The sequence below is a fragment of the Mycobacterium sp. DL592 genome (assembly GCF_011694515.1).
Classification (GTDB): Bacteria; Actinomycetota; Actinomycetes; order Mycobacteriales; family Mycobacteriaceae; genus Mycobacterium.
Genome location: NZ_CP050192.1, coordinates 2,575,121 through 2,591,644 on the forward strand (window position 1 = coordinate 2,575,121; position 16,524 = coordinate 2,591,644).

Below are 16,524 nucleotides of genomic sequence, written 5' to 3' on the forward strand. Positions count from 1 at the left end.
TCCGCGCCGATAAGGTCAGAACATGTCGTCGAGCGAACCAGCAGGCTCAGCTCCCGCCAAACCGAGCGTGACCGCGGTGTGGCCTGGCACTCCCTACCCACTGGGCGCCACCTACGACGGAGCGGGGACGAACTTCTCGGTGTTCTCCGAAGTCGCCGAGAAAGTCGAGCTGTGCCTGATCGCCAAGGACGGCACCGAAACCCGTATCAATCTCGACGAAGTCGACGGCTTCGTCTGGCACGCCTACCTGCCCACCATCACGCCTGGGCAGCGCTACGGCTTCCGGGTGTACGGCCCCTGGGACCCCGCAAACGGGCACCGCTGCGACCCCAGCAAGCTGTTGCTCGACCCCTACGGCAAGTCCTTCCACGGTGACTTCGAGTTCACCCAGGCGCTCTACTCCTACGACATGGCGGCCCAGGACCTCGCCACGGGCGGCACCCCGCCCATGGTGGACTCTCTGGGCCACACCATGACCAGCGTCGTGATCAACCCGTTCTTCCACTGGGGATCCGACCATCCGCCGCGAACGCCCTACCACGAGACGATCATTTACGAAGCCCACGTCAAGGGGATGACGCAAACCCATCCAGGCGTGCCCGAGGAACTGCGCGGAACCTACGCCGGGCTGGGGCATCCGGCGGTGATCGATCACCTCAAGTCGCTCAACGTCACCGCCATCGAACTGATGCCGGTGCACCAGTTCCTGCACGACCACCGGCTGCTCGACCTCGGACTGCGAAACTACTGGGGCTACAACACCTTCGGGTTCTTCGCACCGCATTACCAGTACGCCGCCACCCAGCACGCGGGTGCGGCGGTGGCCGAGTTCAAGACCATGGTGCGCTCGTTCCATGAGGCCGGTATCGAGGTGATCCTCGACGTGGTCTACAACCACACCGCAGAAGGGAACCACCTCGGCCCGACGATCAACTTCCGCGGGATCGACAACGCGGCCTACTACCGGCTGCTCGACGACGACAAACGCTTCTACAAGGATTTCACCGGCACCGGCAACAGCCTCAACGCGCGGCATCCGCACACCCTGCAGCTGATCATGGACTCGCTGCGCTACTGGGTGCTCGACATGCACGTCGACGGCTTCCGCTTCGACCTGGCATCGACCCTGGCACGGGAGTTCTACGACGTCGACCGCCTGTCGGCGTTCTTCGACCTGGTCCAGCAGGATCCGGTGGTCAGCCAGGTCAAGCTCATCGCCGAACCGTGGGACGTCGGCGAGGGCGGCTACCAGGTCGGAAACTTCCCCGGCCTGTGGACCGAGTGGAACGGCAAGTACCGCGACACGGTGCGTGACTACTGGCGCGGGGAGCCGGCCACCCTCGGCGAGTTCGCCTCCCGGCTGACCGGCTCCTCCGACCTCTACGAAGCCACCGGCCGCCGCCCGTCGGCCAGCATCAACTTCGTCACCTGTCACGACGGATTCACCCTGGCCGACCTGGTGTCCTACAACGAGAAGCACAACGAGGCCAACGGCGAGGACAACCGCGACGGCGAGAGTCACAACCGGTCATGGAACTGCGGTGTCGAGGGGCCCACCGACGATCCCGAGATCCTGGCGCTACGGCATCGGCAGATGCGCAACATCCTGGTCACGCTGCTGCTCTCGCAGGGCACGCCGATGATCTCTCACGGTGACGAGATCGGCCGAACCCAGTTGGGCAACAACAACGTCTACTGTCAGGACTCACCGATCTCCTGGATCGACTGGAGCCTGCGCGAGGCCAACGGCGACCTGCTGGACTTCACCCGTAAGGTCACCGCGCTGCGCAAGAATCACCCGGTGTTCCGGCGCCGGCGGTTCTTCGAGGGCGAGCTGATCCGCGTCGGCGATCAGGTTCGCGATATCGCCTGGCTCACCGCGACCGGCACCGAGATGACCCATGACGACTGGGGCTCGGGATTCAAGTGCGTCGCGGTCTTCCTCAACGGCGAAGCCATCACCGCCCCGAACTCTCGCGGCGAACGGGTGGTCGACGACTCGTTCCTGCTGTCGTTCAACGCCCACAGCAAGCCGGTCGACTTCGTCACCCCAGACGGCGACTACGCCACGCAGTGGACTGCCGTGCTGGACACCGCACATCCCACCGGCAGCACGGATGTCGTGGTGAAGGCGGGTGAGACTATTACCGTCGAGCCGCGTTCTGTTCTCGTGCTTCAAAAGACGGCCTAGCGGGAACAGGGACAGCTATGGCCTACCCGGTGCTGTCCACCTACCGCCTCCAGCTTCGCGACGGGTTCACCCTCGCCGATGCGGAGAAGATCGTCGATTATCTCGACGACCTCGGCGTCACACACGTCTACCTGTCGCCCATCCTGACCGCCGCACCCGGATCCGAGCACGGCTACGACGTCACCGACCCGACCACCGTGTCCGAGGAACTCGGCGGCGCCGACGGGCTGGCGAGTCTGGCCGCGGCCGCCAAGGCCCGCGGTCTGGGCTTGGTGGTCGACATCGTCCCCAACCACCTCGGCGTCGCCCGCCCCGAGGACAATCCGTGGTGGTGGGACGTGCTGCGCAACGGCCCCGAGTCGGACTACGCGAGCTTCTTCGACATCGACTGGACCGTCGATCCAGATGGCCGAATCGTGTTGCCGGTCTTGGGTTCTGATGACGACGCCGAGCACCTTGCCGTCGAGGGCGATACGTTGCGGCTCGGCGATCTGGTGTTCCCGATCGCACCGGGAACCGCAGGCGGCAGCGGCGCCGAGATCCACGACCGGCAGCACTACAGGCTGACGGGCTGGCGCAACGGCGTGTGCGGCTACCGCCGGTTCTTCTCGATCACCTCACTGGCTGGTCTGCGCCAGGAGGACCCCGCGGTGTTCGACGCCAGCCACGCCGAGGTGGCCCGCTGGTTCGCCGAGGGTCTGGTCGACGGGGTGCGGATCGACCATCCCGATGGGCTGACCGACCCGTCGGGCTACCTGGTCCGCCTTCGGGACATGCTCGGGCCGCGGGCGTGGATCGTCATCGAGAAGATCCTTGCCGCCGGAGAGCCGCTGGACCCGTCGCTGCCGATCGACGGCACCACCGGCTATGACGTGTTGCGTGAGGTCGGCGGGGTGTTCGTCGACCCCGCTGGTGCGCAGGCACTCACCGAGCTCGTCGACGCGGCCGGCTTCGACTACGCAGCTGCGCCGGAACTGCTGCGCGAGTTGAAGATCGGCGCGGCAACCCAGACCCTGGCCAGCGAACTCGCCCGCGTGTGCCGCGCGATGTCGGCGGCCGCGGGTGCCGACGATCCCCGGCTGGCCGACGCGGTAGCCGCTTTGTTGACCAACATCGGGGTGTACCGGTGTGACTACCAGAATCTCTCGCAGCTACTGGCGGCGGCGATCGCCCGTACCGTCCATGAACAACCCGACCTGGCCGGCGCCCTGCAACTGGCGGCCACGGCGCTGGCCAACGGCACCGAAGCGGGGGCCCGCTTCCAGCAGCTGTGTGGGGCGATGACGGCCAAGGCCGTCGAGGACTGCTACTTCTACCGCGATGCACGGTTGGTGTCGCTGAACGAAGTGGGCGGCGAGCCACAGCACTTCGGCGTCAGCGCCGCAGAGTTCCACCGCAGCGCGACGGTGCGGTCCCGGCTGTGGCCGAGCACCATGACCACACTGTCCACCCATGACACCAAACGCGGCGAGGACGTGCGCGCCCGGATCGGGGTGCTCTCTCAGGTGCCGTCGCTGTGGGCACAGCTCCTCGACCGCTGGGAGCAGATGACCCCTTCGCCCGACTTGGCGACCGGATTGTTCCTGTGGCAGAACATCTTCGGAGTGTGGCCGGTCGACGGCAACGTCACCCCCGAGCTGCGTGACCGACTCCACCGCTACACCGAGAAGGCCATCAGAGAAGCCGCTTGGCGCACCACCTGGACCGATCCCGACACCGAGTTCGAAGACGCCGTCCACGCCTGGCTCGACACCGTCTTCGACGGCCCGGTGGCCGGCCAGCTGACCGAGTTGGTGACCCAGCTGCTCCCGCACACGCATAACGACGCCCTGGGACAGAAGCTGCTGGCCCTGACGGTGCCCGGGGTGCCGGACGTGTACCAGGGCACCGAAGTGTGGGAAGACAGCCTGGTCGACCCTGACAACCGTCGACTCGTCGACTACAGCGCACGGCGCGCCGACCTGGACTCGGCGACGCACCCCAAGATCCGGGTGGTCACCGCAGCCCTGCAGGCCCGCCGCGAGCGGCCCGCCACGTTCCTCGAGGGCCGCTACCTTCCCGTGTTGCCGCACGGCGAGGCCGCTGAGCACGTCATCGCCTTCCTGCGCGGCGACGACGTCCTGGTCGCGGTCTCCCGCTGGACGGTACGGCTGGATGAAAGAGGCTGGGGCGACACAGCTCTGACACTGCCGGACGGGACGTGGCGGGACCGGATCACCGGCACGTCATGGACTGGTACCGCAGCCGCCGCCGACCTGTTCACCGAGCTGCCCGTGGTCCTACTGGAGAGATCAGATGGCTGAGTTCGCAGTGTGGGCGCCGCTGCCTACCACGGTCCGGCTCGACGTCGAGGGCGCCGTGCACGCTATGACGCGGGGTGCCGACGACTGGTGGCGCGCCGAGGTGGACTGCGCACCTGATGCCCGGTACGGCTTCGTCCTCGACGAGGATCCGACAGTGCTGCCCGATCCGCGGTCGGCTCGCCAGCCCGACGGGGTCCACGAACGGTCCCAGCTGTGGGATCCGCACGCGGCTCGGTGGAGCGACCAGCAGTGGGCTGGCCGCTCGATCGAAGGCGCGGTGATCTACGAGCTGCACACCGGAACATTCACCGAGGCAGGGACTTTCGACGCGGCGATCGACAAGCTGGACTACCTGGTGGACCTGGGCGTCGACTTCGTGGAGTTGATGCCGGTCAACGCGTTCAACGGTACGCACGGCTGGGGTTACGACGGTGTGCTGTGGTACGCGGTGCATGAACCGTATGGCGGTCCGGACGCTCTGGTGCGGCTGATCGACGCCTGCCACACCCGTGGGCTGGGTGTGCTGATCGACGCGGTGTTCAACCACTTCGGACCGTCGGGCAACTACCTGCCCAGGTTCGGGCCGTACCTGTCGTCGGTGAGTAATCCGTGGGGCGAGGGTGTCAACCTGGCCGGGCCGGAGGCCGATGAGGTGCGCGGCTACATCATCGAATGCGCGTTGCGCTGGATGCGCGACTTCCACGCCGACGGACTGCGACTGGACGCCGTGCATGCCCTCGTCGACAACACCGCCATCCACCTCCTCGAGGAACTGGCCGCCGAAACCGATGCGCTGGCAGCACAGGTGGGCAGGCCGCTGTCGCTGATCGCCGAGAGCGATCTCAACGACCCGAGGCTGATCACGCCACGTGAGCGGGGCGGCTACGGGCTGACGGCGCAGTGGGACGACGACATCCACCACGCGATCCACACTGCCGTCAGCGGCGAACGTCAAGGCTATTACGCCGATTTCGGTTCGATGGCGGCCCTGGCCACCACGCTGCTCCACGGGTACTTCCATGCCGGCACGTACTCGTCGTTCCGGCACCGGCGGCATGGCAGGCCGCTGGACACCGCGACGATCCCGGCGACCCGGTTGATGGCTTACACATGTACCCACGACCAGGTGGGCAACCGGGCCACCGGTGATCGCCCCTCGCAGAACCTCGACTGCGGCCAGCTGGCCATCAAGGCCGCGCTCGTGCTCGGATCACCCTATACGGCAATGCTTTTCATGGGCGAGGAGTGGGCTTCTTCGCAGCCGTTCCAGTTCTTCAGCTCGCACACCGAGCCCGAACTGGCGATCGCGACCGCCGAGGGGCGCAAGGCCGAGTTCGCCGACCACGGCTGGGACGCCGACGACATCCCCGACCCGCAGGACCCCGCGACGTTCCTGCGCTCGAAACTCGACTGGGACGAGGTAGGCAAGCCCGAGCACACCGACCTGCTGGCGTTCTACCGGAGCCTGATTGCGCTGCGCCGCAACGACACCGACATGGCCGACCCATGGCTGACCCATCTGGCTGTCGACTACGACGAAGACCAGCGCTGGATCGTGATGCGCCGCGGCCGCATCGCGATCGCCTGCAACCTCGGTGAGCAGGCGGTCACCGTCGCGGCCACTGGTGAGGTGCTGCTCGGGTGGGGCGATGTCGCCGTCGACGGCCAGGGGACGACGCTGCCGGGTCACTCGGTGGCGGTGGTCCGCACGGCCTGAGCTACGTCAGGTAGCGGTAGGCCGGTGAGCCCGGCTCCAGCGCTTCGACATGCAGACCCGAGACGCTCATCCGTTCGCGCAGGCCCTCGAGCCCGGCCGCCGAGCCCAACTCGATGCCGACCAGCGCCTCGCCGGTCTCCCGGTTGTTGCGCTTGACGTACTCGAACAGGGTGATGTCGTCGTTGGGCCCGAGGACCTCGTCGAGGAAGCGGCGCAGCGCGCCCGGCTCCTGCGGGAAGTCCACCAGGAAGTAGTGCTTGAGGCCCAGGTGGACTAGCGAGCGTTCGAGCACCTCGCCGTAGCGTGACACGTCGTTGTTGCCGCCCGAGATAAGGCACACCACCGTGGAGCCGGGCGTCACGTCGGCCTCCAGCAGGCCGGCCACCGACAGGGCACCGGCGGGCTCGGCGATGATGCCTTCGTTCTGGTACAGCTCGAGCATTGCGGTGCACACCGCGCCTTCGTCGACCGCGGCCACCGACACCATGTCGCCGGCCGTCGCCAGCGCCCGGTAGGTCAGCGCTCCGGCGCGCTTGACCGCCGCGCCGTCGACGAACTGATCGACGTGATCGAGGTCCACCGGCTCACCTGCGGCCAGTGCGGCCATCATCGACGGCGCCCCGGCGGGCTCGATGCCCAGCACCGAGGTGTTGGTGGTGCGCTCGGCCAGGTAGGTGGTGATGCCGGCGATGCAGCCACCGCCACCGACGGGAACCACGACCAGGTCGGGCTCGGAGTCCAGTTGGTCGAGGATCTCGACGGCGATGGTGCCCTGGCCGGCCATGGTGCGCGGGTCGTCATAGGGCGGCACCAGCGTCGCGCCGGTGCGGGCGACGTCGTCGAACGCTGCGGCGGCGGCCAGGTCGTAGGTGGCGCCGCCGACGATGAGCTCGATGAACTCGCCGCCGTGGTAGCGGATGCGGTCACGCTTCTGCTTCGGTGTCTTGCCGGGCACGTACACCCGGCCGTGCACCCCCATCGAACGGCAGGCCAGCGCGAAACCCTGTGCATGGTTGCCTGCCGAAGCGCACACCACACCCGCGGCGAGCTCATCCTCGGAGAGCTGCATCAGCAGGTTGTAGGCGCCGCGCAGCTTGTAGGAGCGCACCACCTGTAGGTCCTCGCGTTTGAGGTACACCTCGGCGCCGGTGGCGGCCGACAGCCGGTCACTGTGCTGCAGCGGGCTGGTGGAGACCACGCCGGAAATTCGCCGGGCAGCCTCGTCGATGTCAGCCGCGGTCAGCGGTCCCGACAATCGGCTCTGGCTCAGTTCGGCGGTCACCGAACAATGGTCCCACCAACCCCGCTAAATCAGTGAATCGGGGCGAGCCCGAAGCTGGTCAGGCCGGGTTGAGCAGTCTGGACTCGAACAGCATCGAATCCTTCATACGATGCAGACCCTTCGCGGCTGCCAGCACACCGAGATCGGCCAGCGGCTCGACGATGATGACCGTCATATAGGCCGCGCCGAAGGTCGCGATGCTCGCCACGGTCTGGCCGCTGAATCCTTCGCCGTAGAGCGCCCAGAACGCCACCCACGACACGATGCCGGCCTGGTAGGTGGTCGACAAGGCGAGTGCCTGGCGGTACTTCAGCTGCACGTAGGGCGTGTGCGGCGCGATGACGCGCGTGGCCACCAGGTGCAGGGCGAACAACGGCACCAGCAGCGTGGTGACGTTCATGCCGTACTGCGGCAGGTCGAACGGAGCGAAGAACAGCCCCTGCAGCAGCAGGCCCGCGGCCAATCCGATCGCCGCCGGCGCCATCCCGAACAGCAGGAACAGAGTCGAACCCAGGATCAGGTGCACTTCGGAGACCCCGACCGGATAGTGCGGAAACACCTGGAAGAAGGTGAACACCAGCGCCGTGGTCGCCGCACTGCGCAGCAGCAGGGCGCCGACGCCGCGCTCTTTGATCAGCTGCCAGGCCGTGTAGGCGCTGTACGCACCGACGCCGCCGGCACTGACATAGCTCAAGATGATCTTCGGGCCTTCGACAATCCCCGGCTCGATATGCATGGATGATCCCTTCGCGACGCAGCAATGGCCATCGCCCGATTCCACGGGGCGATGCCCGCCGGGTGCGGCGCACCCGGCACAGCTGGCAGGTCTTCGGACTCACAGGCGCGCATCGTGACGATGCATCTACTGGCCGTCGCTTCCCGGCCGCATGACTGCTGCGGGCCAGTGCCGATGACGGCGGTCGTTCCTGCATACCGCTGCGGGACAGTCCCGGATTCACACCGGGTTCCCTCTCACGACGCGCCACCTGCACACATCGCTCGATTCCGCGACGAATCCGCCACGGAAAACCATCTGCGCGGTGGACATTACCTTTCGTGCGCGCGCTCGACGATGTAAGACTTGTCAACATGGCGACCGCGTCGTACCACCATGGCAACCTGCGCCAAGCGCTGCTCGAGCACGGCGTCGAACTGGCCCGCACCGGCGGCCCGGATGCGGTGGTGCTGCGTGACGTGCAGCGGCTGGCAGGGGTCAGCAACTCGGCGGCCTACCGGCATTACGCCGACCGCCACGCCCTGCTGGCCGCGGTGCAGGTCTACGGGATGGGCCAGCTCGGTGACGCGATGCTGGAATCGCTTGCCGCCGTTCCCAACCGGGGACCGCGGGATCGCCGCGCGCTGGCCCGCTTCCGCGCCACCGGGCAGGCCTACATCGATTTCGCGCTGGCCGAGCCGGGCCTGTTTCGTACCGCGTTCGCTCCCGAGGGACCCCATCCGAGCAACGAGGCCGTGCAGCCGGGGCGGCATCCGTATCAGATTCTCAGCGCCTGCGTCGACGATCTTGTCACCGCCGGCGTACTCACGGCGAGCCGTCGCGATGGCGTGGATGAAGCGGCGTGGGCCGCGGTGCACGGCCTGGCCACGTTGTTCCTGGACGGACCGCTCGCCCAGGCAGATGCCCAGCGCAAGCAGCTGATCGCCGATCGCCTGTTCGACCTCATCGGCGAAGGAATCCGTTAGACCCCCACATGTTGACAGTGTCAACTTGAGCTGCCATGCTTGCCGATGTTAACGCTGTCAACATGAAAGTCGGCGCTCATGACCACTGGCACCGCCCCCCGGACCTACGGCACCGGGGCGCACGCCGCACCACCGCGCATCCGGCCAATCGCGATCCTCGCCGTCGTCCTCATCGCGGCCCTGGCCATCAACGTGGAAACAACGATCGTCAATGTCGCTCTGCCCACCCTGAATTCGGCACTGAACGCCTCCACCCGCGGACTGCAATGGATAGTCGACGCCTACAACCTGGCCTTCGCCGCACTCGTACTGGCCGGCGGCACCGTCGGTGACAAGTTCGGCCGCCGCGGGACGCTGATCGCCGGACTGGTCCTGTTCGCGATCAGCAGCGTGGGCGCCGCCCTGTGCTCCACCACCGGCGAACTGATCGTCATGCGCCTGGTAATGGGCATCGCCTCAGCGCTCATCTACCCCACCACGCTGGCCATCATCACCGACACCTTCCGCGACCCGCGCCACCGGGCGGCCGCCATCGGCGTCTGGGGTGCCGTCACCGGACTGGGCGTGGCCATCGGCCCCATCATGGGCGGTGCACTACTGGAGGCGTTCTGGTGGGGCAGCCTGTTTTTAGCCTTGGCGCCCATCGCACTGCTGGCCGCACTGGCCGCACCGTTCGTCATCCCCGCCTCGGCACGGGATCAGCACTCGCGGGTGGACCGCGGCGGGCTGGTGCTCTCGGTCGTGATGCTCGGCGCCCTCGTCTACACGATCATCGAGGCCCCGTCGCACGGATGGTCAAGCGCCCAGACACTGATCGGGTTCGGCGGCGCCCTTGCCGCCGCGGTCAGCTTCGCCTGGTGGGAGCGCAGGCACCCCGACCCGCTCATTGACGTCACGCTGTTCACCAACCTGCGCTTCAGCGCGGCCAGTGGCGCAGTCACCGTGGCCTTCTTCGCACTGTTCGGGTTCATCTTCATCATCACCCAGTTCATGCAGTTGCTCCAGGGCAACAGCCCCCTGGAGACCGGCGTACGGATCCTGCCGGTCGCGCTGTCGATCGCCATCGGCTCGGTACTCGGAACCCAACTCGCGGCGCGCACAGTAGGCACCAAAGCCGTTGTCTTCGTGGGACTTCTGATGATGTCGGCATCGTTCGCCTGGATAGCGACCAGCGACCTCGGAGTGACCTACCCGATCATGGCCGCGCAGATGGTGCTGCTCGGCGGCGGTCTCGGGCTCACCAGCGCACCGGCGACCGACTCGATCATGGGGGTGGTGCGCCCCGAGCAGGCCGGCGCCGGCTCGGCGGTGAACGACGCCACCCGCCAGGTCGGCGGCACCCTCGGTGTCGCCGTGATCGGCAGCGTCTTCTCCACGATCTACATTCGGCACCTCGCCGACAGCCAGGTGTTGCAGGCCATGCCCTCGGCGGCGCAGTCCACCGCCAAAGAGGGCCTGGCCCAAGGACTTGCGGTGGCAGGCCAGTCGCCCCCACCCTTCACCGATGCAGTGCGCAGTGCGGTGGAGAACGCCTTCCTGTCCGGGATGCAGGCCGGCTGCCTGACCGCCGCCGCGGTGTGCGCCGGCGGAGCCCTGTTCGCGCTGGCCGTACTTCCCTCGCGTCCCGCGGTGGTGCGGCCGTGAGTTCTCTCGAGCGCTACGGACCCTGGGCACTGATCACGGTGATGGCCGGCATGCGGCGCGACCAGATTTCGGGTGTCCGAAACTAAAGATACGGGGTACCCTCAAAGGTATGACGAGTGTTGAACAAGTGCGTTCGGCCCTCACCTCGCCCGAATCTCGCGTGTGCATCGCCGGAGTGCCGTGGCCGCTGTACAAGCTGGTCGCCGTGGGTGCCGGACTTCTCGTACTCGCCGTCGTCGGCGCAGTGACCACCAGCGCAGCACCGGCTGTCCTCACCGCCGCCGCGGTCGCCACCGTCATCTGGCTGACGTTCGGCGCGCGGCGTCACCCGCGGACCTAGCGCTCCAGGATTCGCTTCAGCGTCGCCAGATCGGCCGTAATCGCCGCGGCATCCTGCAGGAAATCGTCGTCGGACATCCCCGGCCTGCGCCGAAGGGTGAAGACGACCTCGCACCACTCATCGCCGGCCGGCACCACCCGCAGCGGATTGAACACCGGCTCCCCCGACGGCAGCGTGACCACGTGGTCGAGCACACCGAGGTCGTTGGCCGGGGTGAACTCGATGGTGATCTCACCCATCGGTGACTGCGCCACCCACGTGTCGCCGACCCTGGTCAACGTGCCCCGCGACAGGCCCGCCGCCCATTCCGGCAGATGCGCCGGATCGGCGGCATAGCGGTAGACGTCGGCCGCCGATCGATTGATCCACGCGCTGATATGGCGGGACTCGCTCGCTGTGTCATCGTCCATCACCCCATCCTGCGCCAAGATCTCCGCTGGACAAACAGCCCGCACGTCACGAGAATTTGCCGGTGCATACGGGGGCGCCGGGGACACTGCGGCGAGTAGCGCTGGCAAGCTACGTCGGCTCAGCCATCGAGTTCTACGACTTCTTCATCTACGGCACCGCCGCCGCACTCGTGTTCCCGACTGTGTTCTTTCCCCACCTGGGCCACGTGATGGGGATCGTCGCCTCGTTGGGAACGTTTGCCTCGGCGTTCGTGTCCCGCCCGATCGGTGCGGTGGTATTCGGTCATTTCGGCGACCGCATCGGCCGCCAGCGTACGTTGGTCGTCACCCTGCTGGTGATGGGCGTGTCGACCGTCGGGGTGGGACTCATCCCCAGCACGGCGACGATCGGTATCGCGGCCCCGCTGCTGCTGACGTTCCTGCGGGTTCTACAGGGTTTCGCCGTCGGCGGCGAGTGGGCCGGTTCGGCGCTGCTCAGCGCCGAGTACGCGCCGCCGCGACAGCGCGGCCGCTACGGGATGTTCACCCAGATGGGGTTCGGCACGGCGCTGGTCCTGGCGAATCTGGTCTTCCTCGTCGTCTACCTGACGTGGGGCCAGACCAGCTCGGCGTTTCTGGAGTGGGCCTGGCGGCTGCCGTTCCTGCTCAGTGCCGTCTTGATCGTCACCGCCCTGGTGGTGCGGATGAGCGTCAAGGAGACGCCTGTCTTCGCCTCGGCGACAACCACCACCCACGCCGAGACGCCCGTCGCCGCCCTCGTCCGCGACCAGGGCCGTCAGCTCCTGCTCGCGGCGGGCGCCATGGTCGGCGTGCTCGGTCTGGTGTACGAAACCGGGACGTTCTTCACCCACTACGCCACCGCGCACCTGGGGTTCTCGACGGATTTCGTGCTGCTGGTCGGTGTCGTCGGAGGTGTGTGCACGGTGGCGTTCGTCGCCGCCTCGGCGATCCTCAGCGACACCTACGGCCGACGGCTGCCGATGACGGTCGGCTATGTGCTGGCCGTGCCCTGGTCGCTGGTCGTCTTCCCATTGATCGAGACCCGCAACCACCTGCTGTTCGCCGTCGCCATCATCGTGACCTACGCGATCATCGGTATCGCGATGGGCCCGCTGGCGTCGTTCATCCCAGAGACCTTCGCCCTCGCCTACCGCTACACCGGTGCAGGTCTGGCGCACAACATCGGCGGCATCATCGGCGGCGGTGTGCCCCCGGTGATCTCGGAGTACCTCCTCGACAGCTACGGCAGCTGGAGTATCGCGGTGATGCTCGCCGGCCTGGCGCTGACCAGTCTGGTGTGCGTGCGGCTGCTGAAGGAGACGGCCGAACCGGGCGCTTAGCCGCCCAGGCAGCCGGGGCCCAGCAGCGCTTTGAGGTCCCCCATCAGCGCCGAGGACGGGGTGACGCGCAGCGACTGGTCGAGTTCCAGCGTGGTGATCCGATCACCGCTGATCAGTCGCAGATGCACCTGCGACGTACCGGGGTGACGCGCCAGTACCTGCTTGAGCGCGGTCACCTTGTCGATGGTGCACTGCCGGGTGGGCAGGCTCACCGCCAGTGGCCGGTCGATCTGGGCAGTCGAAAAGTCCGGTACCACAAGCTCGTTCGCGATCAGCGAGATGCGGTCGTCCTGGATACGGACCTTGGCGCCGACCAGGACCACTGCGTCGTCGGCGATCTCGGCACCGAACATCGAGTACGTCTGCGGGAAGAACATCACCTCGATACCACCGGTGAGGTCTTCCAACTGGGCTGACGCCCAGGGCATCCCGTTCTTGTTCACCCGCCGGTTCACCCCGGCGAGGATGCCGCCGACCCGCACCTGGGTGTCGTTGGCGATGTCACCGTCGAGAATGGCCGGGATCTGGGTGTCGACCTGCATGGCCAACAGGTGGGCGACCCCGTTGAGCGGATGGCCGGACACATACAGGCCGAGCATCTCCCGCTCGAGGGCGAGCTTGTGCTTGTCGTCCCACTCGTCGTCAGGCACCCGGATGGTGAACGCCGACTCTCCGGTGGCGGTGTCGTCACCTCCGCCGAACAGGTCGAACTGGCCCATCGCCTCGGCCTTCTTGGTGCCCAGCACCGAGTCGACGGCGTCGGTGTGAATCAGGAACAGACCCTTGCGCGGGTGGCCCAGCGAGTCGAAAGCCCCTGCCTTGATGAGGGATTCGGTGACCTTCTTGTTGCATGCCGCGATGTCGATCTTGCCCAGATAGTCGGAGAAGTCGGTGTACTTGCCCTTCTCGGCGCGGGTGGCCACCAGCGAGCTGACGACGTTTGCCCCGACGTTGCGGATCGCCCCGAGGCCGAACCGGATGTCGTTGCCGACCGAAGCGAAGTTCTGCACCGATTCGTTGACGTCGGGCGGCAGCACCGTGATGCCCAGGCGGCGGCAGTCCGCCAGGTAGACCGCGGCCTTGTCCTTGTCGTCGCCGACCGAGGTGAGCAGACCGGCCATGTATTCGGCCGGGAAGTTCGCCTTGAGGTAAGCGGTCCAGTAGGACACCAGCCCGTAGCCGGCGGCATGCGATTTGTTGAACGCGTAGCCGGCGAACGGAAGGATGGTGTCCCACAGCGCTTTCACCGCTTTTTCGGAGAACCCGTTGGCGGTCATGCCTTCCTTGAAGCCTTGATATTCGGCTTCGAGAACCTCGAGCTTCTTCTTGCCCATGGCTTTTCGCAGCGCGTCGGCCTTGCCCATCGAGTAGCCGGCGACCTTCTGCGCGATGAACATGATCTGCTCTTGGTAGACGATCAGACCGTAGGTCTCCGACAGGATCTCCTTGAGCGGCTCCTCCAGCTCGGGGTGGATCGGCTTGATGGCCTGCCGGTTGTTCTTGCGGTCGGCGTAGTCGTTGTGGGCGTTCATGCCCATCGGGCCGGGCCGGTATAGCGCGAGCACGGCGACGATGTCGTTGAACTCGGTGGGCTGCATGCGCCGCAGCAGGTCCCGCATCGGGCCGCCGTCGAGCTGGAAGACACCCAGGGTGTCACCGCGGCTCAGCAGCTCGTAGGCCTTGGGGTCATCGAGCGGCAGGGCTTCCAGGTCGAGGTCGATACCGCGGTTGGCCTTGATGTTCTCGATGCAGTCGCCGATGATCGTCAGGTTCCGCAGGCCCAGGAAGTCCATCTTCAGCAGGCCGATGGCCTCGCAGGACGGGTAGTCCCAGCCCGTGATGACGGCGCCGTCCTGCGGCCGCTTCCACAGCGGGATGGCCTCGATGAGCGGCTCGGAACTCATGATGACCGCGCAGGCGTGCACGCCGGCGTTGCGGACCAGACCCTCCAGACCGCGGGCGGTCTCGTAGATGGTGCGGACGTCGGGGTCGGTGTCGATCAGGCCCCGGACCTCGGCGGCCTCCTTGTAGCGCTCATGGTTGGGGTCGGTGATCCCCGACAGCGGGATGTCCTTGGCCATGATCGGCGGCGGCAACGCCTTGGTGATCCGGTCGGCGATCGCGAACCCGGGCTGGCCGTAATGCACCCGCGCCGAATCCTTCAGTGCGGCCTTGGTTTTGATGGTGCCGAAGGTGATGACCTGGGCGACCCGGTCACTGCCCCACTTCTCGGCGGCGTAGCGCACCATCTCGCCGCGACGACGGTCGTCGAAGTCGATGTCGATATCGGGGGCCGACGGGCGTTCCGGGTTGAGGAAGCGTTCGAACAACAGCCCGTGCGGGATCGGGTCGATGTTGGTGATGCCCAGCGCGTAGGCCACCAGCGACCCGGCGGCCGACCCGCGGCCCGGGCCCACCCGGATGTCGATCGACTTCGCGTAGTTGATCAGGTCGGCGACGATCAGGAAGTACGACGGGAAGCCCTTGCCGCAGATGACGCCGATCTCGAAGCTGGCCCGTTCGGTGTACTCCGGGGGCACGCCGTCCGGGAAGCGCCGCCGCAGGCCGGCCTCGACCTCATGGCGCAGCCAGGACCCCTGATCGTGGCCCTCGGGCACCGGGAAGATCGGCATCCGGTCGACCGTCGCCCACACGTCGGCGTAGGACTCCACGCGCTCGGCGATCAGCAGCGTCGAGTCGCACGCCTCGGGGATCTCGCCCCACAGGGCACGCATGTCGGCGGCGGACTTCAGGTAGTAGCCGTCGCCGTCGAACTTGAACCGGTTCGGGTCCGAGAGGGTCTTACCGGTCTGGATGCACAGCAGCGCTTCGTGGTTGTGCGAGGCGTCGCGGGTGACGTAGTGGCAGTCGTTGGTCGCCAGCGGGCGGATGTCCAGCTTGCGGCCGAGCTCGAGCAGGCCATCGCGGACCCGGCGCTCGATGGACAGTCCGTGATCCATCAGCTCGAGGAAGAAGTTCTCCGGGCCGAAGATCTCCCGCCACTTGGCGGCCGCCTCCAGGGCCTCACGATCATGACCGAGCCGAAGCCGGGTCTGCACCTCACCGGACGGGCAGCCGGTGGTGGCGATGATGCCCTCGGCGTGCTCGGCGATGATCTCGGCGTCCATCCGCGACCACTTGCCCAGCTGCCCCTCGAAGGACGCCCGCGAGGACAGCTTGAACAGGTTGCGCAGGCCGGTCGCGTTCTCGGCCATCATCGTCATGTGGGTATAGGAACCGCTGCCGGAGACGTCGTCGCTCTTCTGGCCCGGGTCACCCCACAGGATCCGGCGGGTGTCGAATCGAGACCCGGGAGCGATGTAGGCCTCGACGCCGATGATCGGCTTGATGCCGACTTTGGTGGCGGCGTTGTAGAACTCGCTGGCCCCGAACATGTTTCCGTGGTCGGTCATGCCGATCGCGGGCATTTCGAGGCGCTGCGCCTCCGCCAGCATGGGCGTGATCTTCGCGGCACCGTCGAGCATCGAATACTCGGTGTGATTGTGCAGATGCACGAAGGAGTCGTTGTTGCCCATAGGCCCGTCAGTCTAGGGGCGCGGACCGACACGTTTCGGCGTGTCGCAAGTCGTGTCCCG

11 protein-coding genes and 1 riboswitch are annotated in these 16,524 nt (G+C 67.0%); of the genes, 7 read left to right on the plus strand and 4 right to left on the minus strand.

Annotated features, from left to right (window positions below; translation table 11 throughout):
• Window positions 1-22 precede the first annotated feature (22 nt).
• The 3 genes from glgX to treZ are packed head-to-tail and all read left to right on the plus strand — an operon-like array spanning window position 23 to window position 6,211.
• Complete coding sequence (glgX, locus tag HBE64_RS12470; protein ID WP_167102307.1) at window positions 23-2,191, plus strand: glycogen debranching protein GlgX; 2,169 nt, start codon at window positions 23-25, stop codon at window positions 2,189-2,191.
• A 17-nt stretch (window positions 2,192-2,208) separates the two neighbouring features.
• Window positions 2,209-4,494: a malto-oligosyltrehalose synthase gene (treY, locus tag HBE64_RS12475; RefSeq protein WP_167102310.1), complete on the plus strand. Its 2,286-nt coding sequence runs from the start codon at window positions 2,209-2,211 to the stop codon at window positions 4,492-4,494.
• Entirely contained in the window at window positions 4,487-6,211 is a 1,725-nt protein-coding gene (treZ, locus tag HBE64_RS12480) for a malto-oligosyltrehalose trehalohydrolase (protein WP_167102313.1), read from the plus strand. Before treY ends, treZ begins: the two co-directional genes overlap by 8 nt.
• Before the next feature lies 1 nt (window position 6,212).
• Here treZ and ilvA read toward each other — a convergent pair whose 3' ends face one another.
• Both ilvA and HBE64_RS12490 read right to left on the minus strand, forming a co-directional pair.
• The gene (ilvA, locus tag HBE64_RS12485) at window positions 6,213-7,493 is read right to left on the minus strand and encodes a threonine ammonia-lyase IlvA (protein ID WP_167102316.1); all 1,281 of its coding nucleotides are present in this window, start codon (window positions 7,491-7,493) and stop codon (window positions 6,213-6,215) included.
• 58 nt (window positions 7,494-7,551) lie between these two features.
• A complete protein-coding gene (locus HBE64_RS12490; RefSeq protein ID WP_167102319.1) occupies window positions 7,552-8,229 on the minus strand; it encodes an energy-coupling factor ABC transporter permease in 678 nt (225 codons plus the stop codon).
• Window positions 8,230-8,295: 66 nt separating this feature from the next.
• Window positions 8,296-8,498, minus strand: a riboswitch (cobalamin riboswitch).
• An 84-nt stretch (window positions 8,499-8,582) separates the two neighbouring features.
• On the opposite strand from HBE64_RS12490, the gene HBE64_RS12495 reads away from it, so the two are divergent.
• The 3 genes from HBE64_RS12495 (at window position 8,583) to HBE64_RS12505 (ending at window position 11,178) form a co-directional block, all read left to right on the plus strand.
• Entirely contained in the window at window positions 8,583-9,194 is a 612-nt protein-coding gene (locus HBE64_RS12495) for a TetR/AcrR family transcriptional regulator (RefSeq protein ID WP_167102322.1), read from the plus strand.
• Between the two features lie 78 nt (window positions 9,195-9,272).
• On the plus strand, window positions 9,273-10,838 hold the full coding sequence (locus tag HBE64_RS12500) for an MFS transporter (protein WP_167102325.1): 1,566 nt from the start codon (window positions 9,273-9,275) through the stop codon (window positions 10,836-10,838).
• Between the two features lie 109 nt (window positions 10,839-10,947).
• On the plus strand, window positions 10,948-11,178 hold the full coding sequence (locus HBE64_RS12505) for a hypothetical protein (protein WP_167102329.1): 231 nt from the start codon (window positions 10,948-10,950) through the stop codon (window positions 11,176-11,178).
• On the opposite strand, the gene HBE64_RS12510 is transcribed toward HBE64_RS12505, so the two are convergent.
• On the minus strand, window positions 11,175-11,588 hold the full coding sequence (locus HBE64_RS12510) for an SRPBCC family protein (protein WP_167102332.1): 414 nt from the start codon (window positions 11,586-11,588) through the stop codon (window positions 11,175-11,177). The genes HBE64_RS12505 and HBE64_RS12510 overlap by 4 nt on opposite strands.
• A gap of 56 nt (window positions 11,589-11,644) precedes the next feature.
• Between HBE64_RS12510 and HBE64_RS12515 the strand changes: the two genes are divergently transcribed.
• On the plus strand, window positions 11,645-12,928 hold the full coding sequence (locus HBE64_RS12515) for an MFS transporter (RefSeq protein WP_167102335.1): 1,284 nt from the start codon (window positions 11,645-11,647) through the stop codon (window positions 12,926-12,928).
• On the opposite strand, the gene dnaE is transcribed toward HBE64_RS12515, so the two are convergent.
• Entirely contained in the window at window positions 12,925-16,464 is a 3,540-nt protein-coding gene (gene dnaE, locus HBE64_RS12520) for a DNA polymerase III subunit alpha (RefSeq protein WP_167102338.1), read from the minus strand. The genes HBE64_RS12515 and dnaE overlap by 4 nt on opposite strands.
• Window positions 16,465-16,524 lie beyond the last annotated feature (60 nt).